Raw genomic sequence first — 16,373 nt, forward strand, 5'->3', positions numbered from 1 at the left:
TTTATGACGAATAACGAAACGTTTTTTGAGCAGGACGCGTTGCCTCATTCGCGCAGCAATGTGCGCGAAATCGCTGCCATTGATCTTGGCTCGAACAGCTTTCATATGATTGTGGCGCGCATTATGAACGGCTCCATTCAAGTGTTGTCGCGCTTAAAACAAAAAGTGAAATTGGCCGAAGGCTTGGATGAAAATGCGCAGTTAAGCCAAGAGGCAATTACGCGCGGGGTAAATTGCTTGGCATTGTTTGCCGAGCGTTTGCAAGGTTTTGCACCGGAAAACGTGAACGTGGTCGGTACTTATACCTTACGCAGAGCGGTTAATAACGATGAATTTTTGCGTCAGGCGGCGAAAGTGTTTCCCTATCCGATTAACATTATCAGCGGTCAAACGGAAGCTAAAACCATCTATGCTGGCGTGTGTCACACGCAGCCGGAAAAAGGCCGAAAATTGGTGGTGGATATCGGCGGCGGCTCGACGGAAATGATCATCGGTGATGATTTCACTCCGATTGTGGCGGAAAGCCGTCATATGGGTTGTGTGAGTTTTGCAGCGAAATATTTTCCAAACGGTGTGATTTCGCGCCAAAACTTTGAAGAAGCTTATCAAAGTGCGGTGAATAAAATCGAAGATTTAGGTTGGGAATATCGTAATCTCGGTTGGCAATCGGTGTTGGGTTCTTCCGGCACGATAAAAACCGTGCATCAAGTGATTGCGACTACTTTAGATCCGAACGGCATTATCACGAAAGCACGTTTGAACGATTTGGTCGAACAAACTTTATGTGCATCACATTTTGATAAATTAAATATTATCGGTTTGAATCCCGAACGCACGGATGTGTTTGTGCCCGGTTTGGCGATTCTGAATGCGGTGTTCGATGTGTTTCATATTGATCAAATGCGTTATTCCGACGGTGCGTTACGCGAAGGGGTAATTTATAGCATCGAAAAAAATTTCCAAGTGGCGGATATTCGCGCGCGTACTGCCTGGGGTTTAACGGAACAGTTCGATATCGACACCGAGCAAGCGCACCGCATTGCCGGTAGCGCGAATTTGCTGGCGCACCAATATAATCAGTGGGTGAAACCGGAACTGGCCGAAGAAATGCAAAGTATTTTGCTATGGGCGGCGCGTTTACACGAAGTGGGTATCGTGATTAATCACAAAAATATGCAAAAACATTCTGCGTACATTCTACAAAATATGGAATTGCCGGGCTTTGACCGTGAACAACAACGCCTACTCGCCTTATTGGTGCGGCTACACATCGGCCCGTTGAAAACCGCCGATTTAATCAAATTCGCCCGTTATGACGAACAAGACGTACTGGCGTTGATTCGCTTATTGCGTCTTGCGGTGATTTTGAACAAATCTCGTCAAGCTGCGGAGAAAATCCAAAATCTCTCTCTAAAAAACGACCGCATTGGAGGCGCTTGGATACTGGCGTTTGAACCGGGTTATCTGGAGCGTAATCCGCTCGTTTCCAACGAATTGCGTCAGGAAAGTAACGGATTAAAAGAATTGGCGTTAGAGTTGCTGTTTAATTAACTCGATGGCCGTCGTCAGATTTAGAAATTTGCGGCTGTTCCAGCAAAAGCGAATACAGGTTCGCCAGGAAATAGCTTTGTTCCGCTTGAGGTATGTCAAAAGGAATGAGTGAGAGCAAATCTTGATGAATGGCAAAAACCGTTGGAAAAATAATCGCGCTTTGCAGTTCTTTAAACATTTCTTGATGCAACGGCGAGGCGCAACCTCCGCGTTCAATGCGGCTTAAACTGCAGGCAATGTGGAACAGCAACATATTGACCAACGGCGAATGCACATCTGCTCGCCAATGTTTCTCAAGACGTTCACGTAACATAAACACGATGTCAATAATTGGTTGATTAATTTGGCCGCGTAACTTCCAACGTTCGAGTTGCTCAAGCAGTCGCATTTCGGTTCCCATTCCTCTAAAATATGCTCCGCAATTTAACGTACTTTGCCGGAGTAAAACAGAGCAAAGTTCACAAAATCGTGACAAACAGAAAAAATTTAAAAGGAATACACATGATAGATAACGCGCTGTTTAATCGCTACGAAGGCTTAATTTTTGATATGGACGGTACGCTGATTGATACCATGCCGGTACATGCGCGCGCCTGGGGCATGGTGGGCGAACAATTTGGCTATGAGTTTGACAGTCGAATTATGTATCAACTGGGCGGCGCTTCGGTACGTACGATTGCCGCAGCGATTATGCAAAAAGCCGGCATGCCGCAAGCGCGTTTGGACGAAGTGGTGGCAGCTAAACGAGCACTTTCTTATCAATTGATTCCGACCGAATCCAAGCTGTTGCCGACCTTTGAGGTGGTTCGTCATTTTCATCAACAAAAACCGATTGCACTGGGTTCTGGCTCCCATCGTTATTTGATTGATATGTTAATGGATAAACTCGCTATCGCGCCTTATTTTAATGCAGTTGTCAGTGCCGACGATGTAACGGAACACAAACCGCATCCGGAAACATTTTTGCGTTGTGCTACATTAATTCAGGCCGAACCGACCCGTTGCATTGTGTTTGAAGATGCCGATCTCGGTGTGGAGGCCGGGTTGAGTGCGGGAATGGATGTATTCGACGTACGCACTCGTGAAATTATTCCGGCAAGATAATGGATTGGCTTTCTTTCGGGTTTTGGGCCGATTTTTGGCTAAATCATGCTTTATGCTTAATGTTCGCAAGTGCATTATTAAGTGCGACGGTTTTGCCGGGCAATTCGGAAGCTGTATTTGTTGCGCTCATCGTACCGAAATTGGCGTCGGGAAACGGATTTGGCGAAGATATTATCGGATTGATTTTGGTTGCCACCATTGGAAATGGTTTAGGCAGTTTAACCACCTATGCCGTCGGGCGCTGGTTACCCGTTTGGAAGCCCAAACAGCACCGCATTGAAGCCGCACAGGAGCTGCTTCGGCGTTACGGTTTGGTTGCATTATTGTTGAGTTGGTTACCTGTTGTGGGCGATCTTCTCTGTGCACTGGCAGGGTGGCTGCGATTAGATTTGGCGCGCTGTAGTTTATTTATTTTTCTTGGTAAATTCATTCGTTATGTGGCGTTATTGTTTCTCAGTGCGCCTTTTTTATTATAAAATACGCGCAAAAAAAAGCTCCTCAACAAGGAGGAGCAAATAACCTAAGGAACCAATTTTATAAAACAACTGCAAGTTGCTTGTTCCATAAGACCGAACAGCAGTTTGAAAGTTCAAAGAAAAGAGAAAAAAATTTAATTTTTTTTAAAGTATTCTATAACCCACTGATTTAAAAGGAAAAATTATGCCATTACTTGATAGCTTTAAAGTCGATCATACTAAAATGAACGCCCCGGCCGTTCGCGTGGCGAAAACAATGCGTACACCAAAAGGCGATGACCTCACGATTTTTGATTTGCGTTTTTGTGTTCCAAACAAAGAAATTCTACCGCCGAAAGGTATTCACACGCTTGAACATTTATTCGCCGGCTTTATGCGCGATCACTTAAATAGCGACGGCGTAGAAATTATTGATATCTCACCGATGGGTTGTCGCACCGGCTTTTATATGTCGCTTATCGGTACGCCGAACGAGCAACAAGTAGCGCAAGCTTGGTTAGCTTCAATGCACGATATTTTAGGTGTAAAAGATCAAGCGGCGATCCCTGAACTTAATATTTACCAATGCGGTACTTACACGGAACATTCCTTGCAAGAAGCACATGAAATCGCCAAAAATGTCATTGCGCGCGGCGTGGGCATAAACAAAAATGCCGATCTTGCCCTAGACGAATCATTATTAAAATAAGAAGGTCATATGACAACTCTCGGTACCGCATTAACCCAGAACGCCACCAAAGTGATGATGTTGGGTTCCGGCGAATTAGGCAAAGAAGTGGTGATTGAACTGCAACGCCTAGGCGTAGAAGTCATCGCCGTGGATCGTTACGAAAACGCGCCGGCGCAACAAGTCGCGCATCGTGCTTACACGTTGTCTATGCTCGACGGCACCGCATTGAAAGCGCTGGTGGAGCAAGAAAAACCGGATTATATCGTACCGGAAGTGGAAGCCATTGCTACTACAACTTTAGTGGAGTTAGAGCAAGCTGGTTTTAATGTCGTACCGACAGCAAAAGCCGCACAACTTACCATGAACCGCGAAGGCATTCGACGTTTGGCGGCAGAAGAATTGGGTTTACCGACTTCGCCTTATCAGTTCGTCGATAACTTCGCCGATTTTCAACGCGCGGTAGTAAAAATTGGTATTCCTTGCGTAGTGAAACCGATTATGTCTTCATCCGGTCATGGGCAAAGCGTGTTGAAATCCGAAGACGATTTGCAAAAAGCTTGGGATTACGCGCAAGAAGGCGGTCGCGCCGGTGCCGGTCGGGTGATTGTAGAAGGTTTCGTGAAATTCGATTATGAAATCACGCTGTTAACTGTGCGTCATATTAATGGCACCGCTTTCCTTGCGCCAATCGGCCATCGTCAAGAAGACGGCGATTATCGCGAGTCTTGGCAGCCGCAGGCAATGTCGGAGGTAGCATTGCAGAAAGCGCAAGCCGTTGCAGAAAAAATTACCGGTGCTTTAGGTGGTAGAGGAATTTTCGGCGTGGAAATGTTTGTATGCGGCGATGAAGTAATTTTTAATGAAGTTTCTCCTCGCCCGCATGATACCGGCATGGTGACGTTAATTTCTCAAAATCTCTCGGAATTCGCTTTGCACGCCCGTGCCATTTTGGGGTTGCCGATTCCTGAAATAACTTTATTTGGTCCGGCGGCATCAAAAGCCGTTGTTGTAGCAGGCAAATCGCAAAACGTTCGTTTCGGTTGCCTCGACCAGGTTCTCGCCGAGCCGCAGACCGATATTCGTTTATTCGGTAAAGGTGAACTTAACGGCCATCGTCGCTTAGGCGTATTATTGGCGCGCGACGTTTCGGTGGAGAAAGCGTTAGAAAAAGTTAATCGCGCTTACGAGAAACTAACATTTACGCTTTAATTCTTTATTTTTTACTCTTCAATGCGGTTGAAATTCGACGAATTTTGACCGCATTTTCTTTTTCTACGCTTGAAGCAAAGCAAATGATAAAACCGCATTTTCATTCCAATGCGGTGCTCAGGAGAGAGGAGAATTTCATTAAAAAAATATAGGGCGAGAAAAAAATCTCACCCTAGAAATTATCTACGGCGAGCGCGATTTCTCGTTGGTGTGTGCGATGAATCACTCGTGCGCAGTTTTAAACGATAGGGTTTCGGTAAGCTTAATAAGGAGTCCGGAGCGTATTGGCTGAGCGGAATGGAATGGCCAATATATTCTTCAATTGCCGGTAAATTCATAGCGTATTCTTCGCACGCGAAGCTGATAGAAACGCCGCTTTCGCCGGCGCGACCGGTGCGCCCGATGCGGTGTACATAATCTTCGCAATCGTCCGGTAAATCATAGTTAAATACGTGAGTTACGGCAGGAATATGTAATCCTCGCGCCGCTACATCCGTCGCCACTAAAATATCCAAATCACCGTCGGTGAATTGTTTTAGTAGCGCAAGGCGTTTTTTCTGCGCCACATCGCCGGTAAGCAAGCCGACTCGATGACCGTCCGCTGCTAAGTAGCCCCAAATTTCTTCGCAACGATGTTTAGTGTTGGCAAATACGATACAACGTTCCGGCCATTCCTCTTCCATTAAGGTGAGCAACAACGCCATTTTGTCTTGGTTGGACGGATAAAATAACTCTTCTTTAATGCGGCGACCGGTTTTTTGCTCTGGTTCGATTTCGATATATTCCGGAGCGTTCATGTCTTCAAAGGCAAGCTCGCGTACTTTGTAAGAAAGCGTGGCGGAGAAAAGCATGGTTAAGCGATTTTGTGGCGAAGGACATTTGCGTAGCAGATAGCGAATATCGCGAATAAAACCAAGGTCAAACATACGATCCGCTTCGTCCAATACGACGACTTGAATTTGATCTAAACGAATCACACCTTGTTTTACGTAATCAATTACGCGTCCCGTGGTACCGATTAAAATATCCACACCGCGTTCAATGGCTTGTAATTGCTTGTCATAGCCGTCGCCACCGTACGCCAATGCGGTTCTCAATCCGCTGGTTTTGGCAAGCGGCTCCGCATCGTTGCCGATTTGCACCGCCAATTCTCGGGTCGGTGCAAGAATTAATGCGCGCGGTTGCGAATAATGTGCATCTTCTTGTTGATGGCTTAATAAATGATGGAAAGTGGCGGTTAAAAACGCCATCGTTTTGCCGGTTCCGGTTTGTGCTTGACCGGCAACATCTTTGCCTTGCAATGTGATGGGTAAAGATAGCGCTTGAATTGGTGTACAGAACTCGAATCCTTTGGCTTGTAAGGTTTGTTGCACGATCGGGTGTAAAGGAAAATCGGTAAAACGTTGCTGACTTAAATAATCTTGTTGCATAAAAATCGCAGGGATAATTTGAATGTAAAAAAAGCAAGGCGACTAACCTTGCTTTGTGAAATTGGTGGAGATAATCGGGATCGAACCGACGACCTCTTGAATGCCATTCAAGCGCTCTCCCAACTGAGCTATATCCCCATAAGTGGCGGCTATGATAAATTCCGCCTCTTTGTCTGTCAATATTAAATTTTCAATTCAATGTTATCAGATTAAATATTAAGCGTTTTGCGCCTGAATAAAATCAATGGCATGTTGAATGCGATTTAATACGCGTTCACGCCCGATGCCTACGAGGGTGACGTCCATGGACGGCGATTGACCCGTACCGGTAACGGCGACACGCAACGGCATGCCTACTTTTCCCATGCCAACTTCCAATTCGGCGGCGGTTTGTTCAATGGCTTCATGGGTGGAATGCAAATCCCAGTCAGAAAGTGTGGTCAGTTTTTCTTTTACTTTTTCTAGGGCTTCTACGGCACCGACTTTGAAATGTTTTTTCGTGGCAGCTTCATCGAAAGTGTCAAATTCTTCAAAGAAATAACGGCTTGCCTGCGCCATTTCGCGTAAGGTTTTGCAACGATCCGCTAGCATATTAACGATTTTCGTTAATGCCGGACCATTTGTGGTGTCAATACCCAGATCCTGATATTGCCACGCCAAGTGTTTTGCCACATACTCCCGCGGCAATTCACGAATGTAATGATGATTTAACCATAATAATTTTTCGGTGTTGAAGGCGCTGGCGGATTTACTGACGGAATGTAAATCGAATAATTCGATCATTTCTTCGCGGGTGAAGATTTCCTGATCGCCATGCCCCCAGCCCAAACGCACCAAGTAGTTGATAAGCGCTTCCGGTAAATAGCCTTCGTCGCGATATTGCATAACACTCACTGCGCCGTGACGTTTGGAAAGTTTTTGCCCGTCGTCACCGTTAATCATGGAAACGTGGGCGTACACCGGAATCGGCGCGCCGAGGGCTTTTAAGATGTTAATTTGGCGCGGCGTGTTGTTAATGTGGTCTTCACCGCGTACCACGTGCGTAATACCCATGTCCCAGTCGTCCACAACCACGCAGAAATTGTAGGTCGGCGAACCATCGGTACGGCGGATAATCAAATCATCTAATTCGCTGTTGCTGATTTCAATACGTCCGCGCACGGCATCATCAAATACCACGGAACCTTCCGTTGGGTTTTTAAAGCGTACTACGTGAGGTTCATCGGCAGAATGTTCAGCATGATCGTGCAAACAATGGCGGTCATAACGTGGTTTTTCTTTGTTTTGTTCTTGTGTATGACGTAGTGTTTCCAAACGTTCTTTGGTGCAGTAACAACGGTATGCCAAGCCTTGTTCGATCATTTGGTCAATCACTTGATTGTAACGATCAAAACGCTTGGTTTGATAATACGGGCCATGTTCCCAGCTGAGATCCAACCATTCCATGGCTTCTAAAATGGCTTGTGTCGCTTCCGGCGTAGATCGCTCCAAATCGGTATCTTCAATACGCAACACGAATTCGCCGTGATTATGTTTGGCATATAACCAAGAATAAAGTGCAGTGCGCGCGCCACCGACATGTAAATAACCGGTCGGACTTGGTGCAAAACGAGTACGTACTTTCACGTTCGGATCCAAATTAAAAGGAGCATCTAATTTCATTTTTTATAACCTATATATTAATCAAGATATTGCGCGCTATTTTACTACGATTCGATTAGGACTGCGCGCGGTTATAAATAAAAAAGCGAATTTTATGCTTATTTTTGCAACAACTAAGCCTTTTTTAATAAAAAACGATTGACTGAATACGCATTATCCCTATAATGCCCATCCACAACATTAAGGGCGATTAGCTCAGTTGGGAGAGCACCTCCCTTACAAGGAGGGGGTCACTGGTTAGAGACCGGTATCGCCCACCACTTAGCTAAGCGTTTAAATAGATATTCTCTAGTTTTTCACTAAAATATTTCATTATTCTTTGAATTTTTTCTAATAGAATTCAACAAATTTTTAAGATTTCTTGAATTTCTGACAGTTTTTTGACAAGGTGACGGCTTTCTTACTTATTAAACCTAGGAAATACTATGCCTCACTCAAATCTAAAAGAGCTCACGTTTCGAGGGATTATTCTCGGCGCGTTGATTACGGTAATTTTTACCGCCTCTAACGTCTATTTGGGCTTAAAAGTCGGCATGACTTTTGCCTCCTCCATTCCAGCCGCCGTAATTTCCATGGCTGTGCTGAAATTCTTTAAGGACTCCAGTATCTTAGAAAACAATATGGTGCAAACCCAAGCGTCTTCCGCCGGAACGCTTTCTTCGGTCATTTTCGTGTTACCCGGCTTGCTAATGATGGGGTATTGGAATGATTTTCCGTTTTGGCAAACCATGTTGATTTGTGCCGCCGGCGGTACTTTGGGCGTGTTGTTTACCATTCCGTTGCGCCGAGCCATGGTGGTAAACAGCGATTTACCTTATCCGGAAGGCGTAGCAGCCGCCGAAATTTTAAAAGCCGGCAACCATGAAAACGGCGATAGTGGCGTGAAAGACATTGCTTACGGTGGCGCATTAGCCGCACTGGTCGCATTTTTAACCAACGGTTTACGCGTTATGTCCGACAGCGCCAGCACTTGGATTCAAGCTGGTAAGGCCGCTTTCCAGCTACCTATGGGATTCTCTCTGGCATTATTGGGAGCGGGTTATTTGATCGGTATCGTGGGCGGTATTGCAATATTAATCGGCACAATCCTCACTTGGGGTGTAGCGGTGCCGTTTTTTACTGCATCGGGAGATATGCCGGCCGGAGTGAGTTTAGTTGATTTCGCCATGGCGATGTGGAAAACCAAAGTACGCTTTATCGGTGTAGGAACCATCGGAATTGCCGCGATTTGGACATTATTAGTGTTAATGAAACCGATGGTACAAGGCATGGTGTATTCTTTCCGCATGTTGAAAGGGGAGCATGGCGAATCCGAGCACCGCATTGACATCGACCTTTCGCCGAAAAGCATGATTTATATTTTAATCGCGACCGTCGTGTTGATTGTAATTTCCTTACATCACTTCATCGCCGCGGCACCGATTGCACCGGAACTTTCCATTTTATTAGTGGTGGTTTGCACATTCTTGGCGGTATTTATCGGGTTCTTCGTAGCGGCGGCTTCCGGTTATATGGCCGGTTTGGTTGGTTCTTCATCCAGTCCGATTTCCGGTATCGGAATTCTTTCCGTAATTGTGATTTCATTAGTACTTGTATCCATTGGAAATGCAGCCGGTTTATTTGAAACGCCGGACGGTCAAAAATTCTTAACTGCATTAACATTGTTTACCGCGTCTATTGTGTTGACGACGGCAACGATTTCTAACGATAACTTGCAGGATTTAAAAACCGGTTTATTGGTAGAAGCCACACCATGGCGTCAACAAGTCGCGTTGATTATTGGTTGCTTTGTGGGCGCGTTGGTCATCGCACCGGTACTGGAAATTCTTTATCACGCTTACGGTTTCAGTGGCGCCTTACCTCGTCCGGATATGGATCCAAGCCAAGCACTTTCTGCACCGCAAGCGACTATTATGACGACGATTGCACAGGGTATTTTCACCAATCAGTTGGAATGGACGTATATTTTAACCGGCGTTGGCTTGGGTGCGGTGCTGATTTTAATTGACGCCTTCTTGAAAAAAATCAGCGACAAGACGTTCGCTTTACCGGTGCTTGCAGTGGGAATCGGTATTTATCTTCCGCCGTCCATTAATATGCCGCTGATTATCGGCGCGTTCTTGGCATGGTTCATCAATCGTCGTATCGCTAAACTCGGTGATAAACGCATTAGCGCCAAAGCAGAACGTTTCGGTACGCTTTTCTCGGCCGGACTTATTGTGGGGGAAAGCTTAATGGGGGTTATTTTAGCCTTTATTATTGCCGCTTCCGTGACATCCGGAGGTTCAGAGGCTCCGCTTTCGCTCAATCTTGAAAATTGGGACGCTATCGGTGAAGCGTTAGGTTTAATCGTGTTTATCGCGGGCCTTGCTATTTTCGCTTTTCGCGTATTACGCGCGAAAAAATCGGACTAATCGGCGAAATTATTTTAAAATAGGCTATTTCCCTAATAGCCTATTTTTTTTATGAAAGCCTATTTAAAAGCCTTAATTCTTTTCCCTTTTATCGTTCAAGTATCGGCAACCGCATTACTCTATTTTTTAGATGCCGATCTTAACGCCTTGCCGTTTGGCAATTATCTCATCGTTGCCTTTTTTTTCGCCACCGTGCCCGCGTTCTTAATCGTGTTGTTTGCCGCCAAATTTCGTTATGTGCGCCATAACATCACATCCATTGTGTTGGCGACATCGTTGATTTCGATTTGTTATTGTAACCTCGCGTCCTATTTTTATTTGCTTGTGGCGAACGAAAACGAACCAACATTTTGGCAATGGATTAGCGAAGGCGGCTTAGCCCTCGGTTTATTAGGTGTGTGCGGCATGTTGTTTTACGCATTATTCGTGATGCCGTGGTTGTTGCCGAAGGACAGGTCGTAAACCGGTTGAAAATTAATTTTGCCGTACAAGGAAAATAACCGTGAATTGTACTGCCCAAATAGCACCGCCCAAATAGCACCACATTGACGGGAGCATATCCCGCCATCCGCTTCAAGGAGAACGTTATGTTGCCGCTCAACGAACATCTGCTTAACCAAGTTCTACTGATTGCTTATCAGGCCGGTAAGCACCTCCGGCGTTTTTATCAGCAACAAGTTGAAGTACGCATTAAAGAAGACAACACGCCGGTGACGGAAGCGGATTTATTCGTCAGCCGATTTTTAACGGAAAAATTACGCGCACTGTTTCCCAACGTGCCGGTGCTGTCGGAAGAAAATTGCCGCATTCCGTTTGCCGAGCGGCAATATTGGCAAGAATATTGGTTGATTGATCCGCTCGACGGCACGCAACAATTTATCGATCGCACCGATCAATTCGCCGTACTAATGACCTTAGTACGCAAAAATAAACCCGCATTGAGCGTTATCCACGCTCCAATTTTATCCACCACTTATTATGCGCTGAAAGATTTCGGCGCCTTTAAAAAACAAGGCGAACAAGTCGTTAGGCTCACCGGCGGACTTTCAAAACAGCACCGCATTGAAGTCTCAAACGAGCACCGCATTGAACTTTCAAATCAGCACCGCATTGAACCCTTGAAAATCGCGGTCGGCGCGACGACTTCGCAAGAAAAAGTGCGTGCGCTGTTACCGCCGAATTTCCCGTGCGAATTCATCGTGTTCGGTTCCAGTAGTTTGAAAAGCGGCTTGGTGGCGGAAGGTGTGGCAGATTGTTACGTCCGTCTCGGCCGCACCGGCGAGTGGGATACCGCCGGTGCGGAAGTGTTGCTCGCTGAAACGGGCGGCACGATTTTCGATTCGCATTTTGCACCGCTTACTTACAATCAACGAGAAACGCTAATTAATCCGCATTTCGTGATGGTGGCGGATAAATCGCGCGATTGGCGCGCCGTCTTTCAATTTAATTGATTGGTTCGATTGGTTTTTTTCGCTAGAATGGCGCACTATTTTGCACGTTACTCGGACATTTATAAGGAATATTATGCAAACTGATAATAATTGTATCGTCATTTTTGGTGCCTCCGGCGATTTAACGCATCGCAAACTTATTCCGGCGCTTTATAATTTGTTCAAAATCGGGCGTTTGAACGAGAACTTTTCCGTGTTAGGGGTTGCGCGTTCCGATTTAAATGACGAAACCTTTCGCGAAAAAATGCGCGAGGCCTTGTTGGAAACGGAAGAAACCACACCGGAAAGCTTAAATGATTTCTGTCATCATCTCTATTATGAAGCCGTCAATACATCCGATGCGGCGGATTACGGAAAACTGGTACCGCGTCTTGATGAATTACATGCGAAATACCAAACGCATGGTAATACGCTTTATTACATGTCCACACCGCCAAGCCTTTATGGCGTGATTCCGGAATGTTTGGCCGCGCATGGTTTGAATACGGAAGAATATGGCTGGAAACGCATTATTGTGGAAAAACCGTTCGGTTATGACCGTAAAACTGCCGAAGCACTGGATATTCAAATTCACCGCTTCTTTGAAGAACATCAGATTTATCGTATCGACCATTATCTCGGTAAAGAAACCGTGCAAAATTTACTTGTGTTACGCTTCTCTAATGGTTGGTTCGAGCCGTTGTGGAACCGCAATTTCATCGATTACATCGAAATTACCGGCGCGGAATCCATTGGCGTAGAAGAACGCGGTGGCTATTACGACGGTTCCGGCGCAATGCGTGATATGTTCCAAAACCACTTGTTGCAAGTGCTTGCCATGGTGGCGATGGAACCACCGGCGATCATTAACGCCAACTCTATGCGTGATGAGGTGGCGAAAGTGTTGCACTGTTTGCGCCCGCTGACCCAAGATGATGTAGAGCACAATTTGGTATTGGGGCAATATATTGCAGGCGAAGTGGATGGTGTAATGGTGAAAGGCTATTTGCAAGAAAAAGGCGTGCCACCGAATTCTACTACCGAAACCTATATGGCGCTGCGTTGCGAAATCGAAAACTGGCGTTGGGCGGGTGTGCCGTTTTATGTGCGTACCGGTAAACGCTTACCGACGCGCGTCACGGAAATCGTGATTCATTTCAAAACCACACCGCACCCCGTGTTTAGTCAAAATGCACCGGAAAATAAACTAATTATTCGCATTCAACCGGACGAAGGCATTTCCATGCGTTTTGGCTTGAAAAAACCGGGCGCAGGCTTTGAAGCGAAAGAAGTGTCCATGGATTTTCGTTATGCTGATTTGGCGGGAGCCTCCGTGATGACGGCTTACGAGCGTTTATTGCTTGATGCGATGAAAGGTGATGCGACGTTATTTGCCCGTACCGATGCCGTTCATGCCGCATGGAAATTCGTCCAACCGATTTTGGATTATAAAGCCCAAGGCGGCAGAGTGTATGACTATGAGGCCGGCACTTGGGGACCGATCGAAGCCGATAAACTTATTGCCAAAAGCGGTCGCGTGTGGCGCAAACCGAGCGGTTTGATGAAGAAAAAAGTTTAATTTAGTCAATCTCATGTAGGGTGGGCTTTAGCCCACCGTTCCTCTAACAGAATAAAAGGGTGGGTTAAAGCCTACTCTACGGAAAAACAATGAACTATATTACCTTCCCGACTGCGCAAAGTGCGGTAGAAAAAATCGCACAAGAATTTGTGATTTACAGCCAAATAAATCATCCCGTGCATATTTCTCTTTCCGGTGGTTCCACCCCGAAATTATTGTTCAGAACTTTAACGCAAACCCCTTATGCGGAAGCCATTAACTGGAAAAACCTCCATTTCTGGTGGGGCGATGAACGCATGGTGCCACCATCCGATCCGGAAAGTAATTACGGCGAAGTGCAAAAATTGTTATTCGATCACATTCAAATTCCTGCCGAAAACATTCACCGAATTCGTGGCGAAAATGAACCGCATTTAGAGCTTAAACGCTTTGAAGAGGAATTGAGTGCGGTCATTCCTGACGGCGTTTTTGATTGGATTATTCTCGGTATGGGCACAGACGGACATACCGCGTCCCTATTCCCGCATCAAACCGATTTTGATGATGAAAATCTTGCGGTAATTGCCAAACATCCCGAAAGCGGACAGCTCCGCATTTCCAAAACCGCAAAATTAATTGAAAAAGCCAAACGCATTACTTATTTGGTGACCGGCGAAGCCAAAGCGGAAATTTTAAAAGAAATTCAAACCACTCCGGCACAAGACCTGCTGTATCCGGCCGCGAAAATTTACGCGAAAAATGGTGTGACGGAGTGGTATTTGGATAAAGTGGCGGCAAAATTGTTAGCGTAGATGATAATTGCTTTGCCCGAGAATAAAACGCATAAATATGATTTTAAGAGAGAACATAATTAAATGAATTTAAGAGAAAAAATCGATCAAAGCCCGATGGGTATTTACCAATGGGCGATTGTTTTGATGGCGGCCGTGATGAATTTTTTAGACGGTTTTGATGTGTTGGCTATTGCGTTTACCGCGACCAATATCAGCAAAGATTTCGGCCTGAGCAAAACTGAGTTTGGGATGTTGGTGAGTGCCGGTTTAATCGGTATGGTTGTTGGCTCGATGGTATTAGCACCGCTTGCCGACAAGTTTGGTCGCCGTCCGATTCTTTTACTCTCGGTTGCATTTTCCGCCATCGGTTTAACTGTTTCAGGATTTTCAGTCAATGCGGAAATGTTGGCTTTTTCCCGTGTTATGACAGGCTTAGGTGTAGGCGGTATTTTGGTGGGAACCAATGTTATCACTAGCGAATATTCGTCTAAAAAATGGCGTAGTTTTGCAATTAGCGTATATGCCGCAGGTTTCGGAATCGGCGCAATGATCGGCGGGATGATGGCGAAATCTTTACAAGCTACTTATTCTTGGCATGCCGTTTATTTTGCCGGCGCACTGATGACCGCATTGGTTTTTATTATTTTATGGCTTTGGTTGCCGGAATCTATTGATTATTTAAATGCCAAACAGCCGCAAAATGCACGCGTACGCTTAAATCGAATCGCTCAAAAACTCGGCTTTGGTGGTGAATGGGAATTGGTCGCCAAACGAGCGGAAAATCAAAATAAACTACCGATTAGCGCATTGTTTGGCTCCAAATATCTTCGCTCAACCTTACTTTTATGGCTGTCGTTTTTTGCCATTATGTTCTGTTTTTATTTTATCAGTTCGTGGACGCCGGCATTGTTAAAAGAAGCGGGGATGACGGTGGAGGAAAGCATTAATGTGGGTATGATGATTTCCCTTGGCGGTGCGGCTGGCTCATTACTTTACGGTTTGATCGCAAGTCGCTGGGCAGCACGTAATGTATTGATTTTATTTACCGTTAAATCTGCGCTGGCGATTGTACTGTTTATTTTGCTCAGCCATAATTTAGCTGTTGCAATGGTGCTCGGCGTAGTTGTTGGAGCATTAATCAACGGTTGTATCAGCGGGCTTTACACTATTAATCCGGCGACTTATGATGCCGATATTCGTAATACCGGAGTAGGCTGGGCAATCGGTGCGGGGCGTGCAGGTTCGGTTCTTGCCCCAACTGTCGCGGGAATGTTGCTTGATGCGGGCTGGGAAAAACAGTCACTTTATATTGCCGTAGCGGGTGTGATGTTAATTGCCACTGTTGCATTAGCGTTTAAGAAATCTCACGTGGAAATTAAACGGGTGTAATTAATTGCCGTTGAGAACGGGAGAAACGCATTAGCTACTTGATAATATATGAAGGCAAAGCAGAAATTTTAAAAGAAATCTAAACCACTCCGGCAGAAGATCCTCCGTATTCGCCAGCAAAAATTTATGTGAAAAATGGTGTAACGGAGTGGTATGTAGATAGATCGGCAACAAAATTGCTATAACGGATGCCATATCAGACATAACAGGGTTCACAGTATGATCGAATACAAAACCAACTTTCCCATTTCAGTAGAACAATTTATTGAACTGCTCAATAAAACCACTTTAGGTGCACGTCGTCCATTAGAAGATAAAAAACGTGTGGCGGCGATGTTACATCATGCCAATTTATTGGTGACGGCTTGGGATGGCGAGTTATTGGTGGGTGTCGCCCGTTCGGTAACGGATTTTGCCTATTGTTGTTATTTGTCTGATTTGGCGGTGGACGAACAATATCAAAAACAAGGTATCGGCGTGCAGTTAATCGAACACACCAAACAGGCGTTACATCCACAAGCCAAAATCGTGCTTTTATCCGCTCCGCAAGCGGTGGATTACTATCCGCATATTGGGTTTACACAGCACATGAGTGCATGGACGAAGAGTTAATTTATTAGAATGATATGGAGACAAAAATGAAAAAACTGTTTGTACTACTTACTTCAACTTTGTTATTTGCTTGT

Annotated in this window: 15 protein-coding genes, 2 tRNA genes and 1 pseudogene; 14 read left to right on the forward strand and 4 right to left on the reverse strand. The window is 45.4% G+C overall.

The features are described from left to right. Positions 1-3 precede the first annotated feature (3 nt). Complete coding sequence (gene ppx / locus ACO59Y_RS01325; protein WP_486129966.1) at positions 4-1,551, forward strand: exopolyphosphatase; 1,548 nt, start codon at positions 4-6, stop codon at positions 1,549-1,551. On the opposite strand, the gene ACO59Y_RS01330 is transcribed toward ppx, so the two are convergent. After that, a complete protein-coding gene (locus ACO59Y_RS01330) occupies positions 1,544-1,939 on the reverse strand; it encodes a hypothetical protein (protein WP_486129989.1) in 396 nt (131 codons plus the stop codon). The two genes, ppx and ACO59Y_RS01330, sit on opposite strands and share 8 nt — an antisense overlap. Before the next feature lie 113 nt (positions 1,940-2,052). Here ACO59Y_RS01330 and ACO59Y_RS01335 point away from each other — a divergent pair, with 113 nt between their 5' ends. The 4 genes from ACO59Y_RS01335 to purT all read left to right on the forward strand — a co-directional run bounded on the left by ACO59Y_RS01335 (position 2,053) and on the right by purT (position 5,010). Beyond that, on the forward strand, positions 2,053-2,655 hold the full coding sequence (locus ACO59Y_RS01335) for a beta-phosphoglucomutase family hydrolase (RefSeq protein WP_486129968.1): 603 nt from the start codon (positions 2,053-2,055) through the stop codon (positions 2,653-2,655). Continuing rightward, the gene (locus ACO59Y_RS01340; RefSeq protein WP_486129970.1) at positions 2,655-3,131 is read left to right on the forward strand and encodes a YqaA family protein; all 477 of its coding nucleotides are present in this window, start codon (positions 2,655-2,657) and stop codon (positions 3,129-3,131) included. The genes ACO59Y_RS01335 and ACO59Y_RS01340 overlap by 1 nt, the downstream gene beginning before the upstream one ends. 184 nt (positions 3,132-3,315) lie before the next feature. Further along, positions 3,316-3,819, forward strand: coding sequence for an S-ribosylhomocysteine lyase (gene luxS / locus ACO59Y_RS01345; protein WP_373603533.1), 504 nt, complete (start codon positions 3,316-3,318; stop codon positions 3,817-3,819). 9 nt (positions 3,820-3,828) lie between these two features. Then, the gene (gene purT / locus ACO59Y_RS01350) at positions 3,829-5,010 is read left to right on the forward strand and encodes a formate-dependent phosphoribosylglycinamide formyltransferase (protein WP_486129972.1); all 1,182 of its coding nucleotides are present in this window, start codon (positions 3,829-3,831) and stop codon (positions 5,008-5,010) included. Positions 5,011-5,189: 179 nt separating this feature from the next. Here purT and rhlB read toward each other — a convergent pair whose 3' ends face one another. The 3 genes from rhlB to gltX all read right to left on the reverse strand — a co-directional run bounded on the left by rhlB (position 5,190) and on the right by gltX (position 8,102). Then, a complete protein-coding gene (gene rhlB, locus ACO59Y_RS01355) occupies positions 5,190-6,440 on the reverse strand; it encodes an ATP-dependent RNA helicase RhlB (protein ID WP_373603535.1) in 1,251 nt (416 codons plus the stop codon). Positions 6,441-6,502: 62 nt separating this feature from the next. Then, positions 6,503-6,578, reverse strand: a tRNA-Ala gene (locus ACO59Y_RS01360). Positions 6,579-6,656: 78 nt separating this feature from the next. After that, positions 6,657-8,102 carry a glutamate--tRNA ligase gene (gltX, locus tag ACO59Y_RS01365; RefSeq protein WP_486129974.1) on the reverse strand — a complete coding sequence of 482 codons (1,446 nt, stop codon included), beginning with the start codon at positions 8,100-8,102 and terminating at the stop codon, positions 6,657-6,659. A 184-nt stretch (positions 8,103-8,286) separates the two neighbouring features. Here gltX and ACO59Y_RS01370 point away from each other — a divergent pair. The 9 genes and pseudogenes from ACO59Y_RS01370 to ACO59Y_RS01410 all read left to right on the forward strand — a co-directional run bounded on the left by ACO59Y_RS01370 (position 8,287) and on the right by ACO59Y_RS01410 (position 16,299). Further along, positions 8,287-8,362: transfer RNA gene (locus tag ACO59Y_RS01370), tRNA-Val, on the forward strand. Between the two features lie 165 nt (positions 8,363-8,527). Next, the gene (locus tag ACO59Y_RS01375; protein WP_486129976.1) at positions 8,528-10,516 is read left to right on the forward strand and encodes an OPT family oligopeptide transporter; all 1,989 of its coding nucleotides are present in this window, start codon (positions 8,528-8,530) and stop codon (positions 10,514-10,516) included. A 51-nt stretch (positions 10,517-10,567) separates the two neighbouring features. Next, positions 10,568-10,978, forward strand: coding sequence for a hypothetical protein (locus ACO59Y_RS01380; protein WP_486129978.1), 411 nt, complete (start codon positions 10,568-10,570; stop codon positions 10,976-10,978). 125 nt (positions 10,979-11,103) lie between these two features. Beyond that, positions 11,104-11,967, forward strand: coding sequence for a 3'(2'),5'-bisphosphate nucleotidase CysQ (cysQ, locus tag ACO59Y_RS01385; RefSeq protein ID WP_486129980.1), 864 nt, complete (start codon positions 11,104-11,106; stop codon positions 11,965-11,967). Positions 11,968-12,040: 73 nt separating this feature from the next. Continuing rightward, positions 12,041-13,525 (forward strand): glucose-6-phosphate dehydrogenase, encoded by a 1,485-nt coding sequence (zwf, locus tag ACO59Y_RS01390; protein ID WP_486129982.1) that lies wholly within the window; start codon positions 12,041-12,043, stop codon positions 13,523-13,525. An 89-nt stretch (positions 13,526-13,614) separates the two neighbouring features. Beyond that, positions 13,615-14,316 (forward strand): 6-phosphogluconolactonase, encoded by a 702-nt coding sequence (gene pgl / locus ACO59Y_RS01395; RefSeq protein WP_486129984.1) that lies wholly within the window; start codon positions 13,615-13,617, stop codon positions 14,314-14,316. A gap of 63 nt (positions 14,317-14,379) precedes the next feature. Next, on the forward strand, positions 14,380-15,687 hold the full coding sequence (locus ACO59Y_RS01400; protein ID WP_486129985.1) for an MFS transporter: 1,308 nt from the start codon (positions 14,380-14,382) through the stop codon (positions 15,685-15,687). Positions 15,688-15,701: 14 nt separating this feature from the next. After that, positions 15,702-15,872 (forward strand): annotated as a pseudogene (locus ACO59Y_RS01405) (6-phosphogluconolactonase); the annotation flags it as partial. 34 nt (positions 15,873-15,906) lie between these two features. Beyond that, the gene (locus ACO59Y_RS01410) at positions 15,907-16,299 is read left to right on the forward strand and encodes a GNAT family N-acetyltransferase (RefSeq protein ID WP_486129987.1); all 393 of its coding nucleotides are present in this window, start codon (positions 15,907-15,909) and stop codon (positions 16,297-16,299) included. Positions 16,300-16,373: the final 74 nt, after the last annotated feature.

It is taken from the genome of Rodentibacter sp., assembly GCF_057314195.1.

What these genes read in the sequence shown, in the direction of transcription:
- ppx (WP_486129966.1), top strand. Translation starts at nt 4, where the DNA reads ATGACGAATAACGAAACGTTTTTTGAGCAGGACGCGTTGCCTCATTCG.
- ACO59Y_RS01330 (WP_486129989.1), bottom strand. Translation starts at nt 1,939, where the DNA reads ATGCGACTGCTTGAGCAACTCGAACGTTGGAAGTTACGCGGCCAAATT.
- ACO59Y_RS01335 (WP_486129968.1), top strand. Translation starts at nt 2,053, where the DNA reads ATGATAGATAACGCGCTGTTTAATCGCTACGAAGGCTTAATTTTTGAT.
- ACO59Y_RS01340 (WP_486129970.1), top strand. Translation starts at nt 2,655, where the DNA reads ATGGATTGGCTTTCTTTCGGGTTTTGGGCCGATTTTTGGCTAAATCAT.
- luxS (WP_373603533.1), top strand. Translation starts at nt 3,316, where the DNA reads ATGCCATTACTTGATAGCTTTAAAGTCGATCATACTAAAATGAACGCC.
- purT (WP_486129972.1), top strand. Translation starts at nt 3,829, where the DNA reads ATGACAACTCTCGGTACCGCATTAACCCAGAACGCCACCAAAGTGATG.
- rhlB (WP_373603535.1), bottom strand. Translation starts at nt 6,440, where the DNA reads ATGCAACAAGATTATTTAAGTCAGCAACGTTTTACCGATTTTCCTTTA.
- gltX (WP_486129974.1), bottom strand. Translation starts at nt 8,102, where the DNA reads ATGAAATTAGATGCTCCTTTTAATTTGGATCCGAACGTGAAAGTACGT.
- ACO59Y_RS01375 (WP_486129976.1), top strand. Translation starts at nt 8,528, where the DNA reads ATGCCTCACTCAAATCTAAAAGAGCTCACGTTTCGAGGGATTATTCTC.
- ACO59Y_RS01380 (WP_486129978.1), top strand. Translation starts at nt 10,568, where the DNA reads ATGAAAGCCTATTTAAAAGCCTTAATTCTTTTCCCTTTTATCGTTCAA.
- cysQ (WP_486129980.1), top strand. Translation starts at nt 11,104, where the DNA reads ATGTTGCCGCTCAACGAACATCTGCTTAACCAAGTTCTACTGATTGCT.
- zwf (WP_486129982.1), top strand. Translation starts at nt 12,041, where the DNA reads ATGCAAACTGATAATAATTGTATCGTCATTTTTGGTGCCTCCGGCGAT.
- pgl (WP_486129984.1), top strand. Translation starts at nt 13,615, where the DNA reads ATGAACTATATTACCTTCCCGACTGCGCAAAGTGCGGTAGAAAAAATC.
- ACO59Y_RS01400 (WP_486129985.1), top strand. Translation starts at nt 14,380, where the DNA reads ATGAATTTAAGAGAAAAAATCGATCAAAGCCCGATGGGTATTTACCAA.
- ACO59Y_RS01410 (WP_486129987.1), top strand. Translation starts at nt 15,907, where the DNA reads ATGATCGAATACAAAACCAACTTTCCCATTTCAGTAGAACAATTTATT.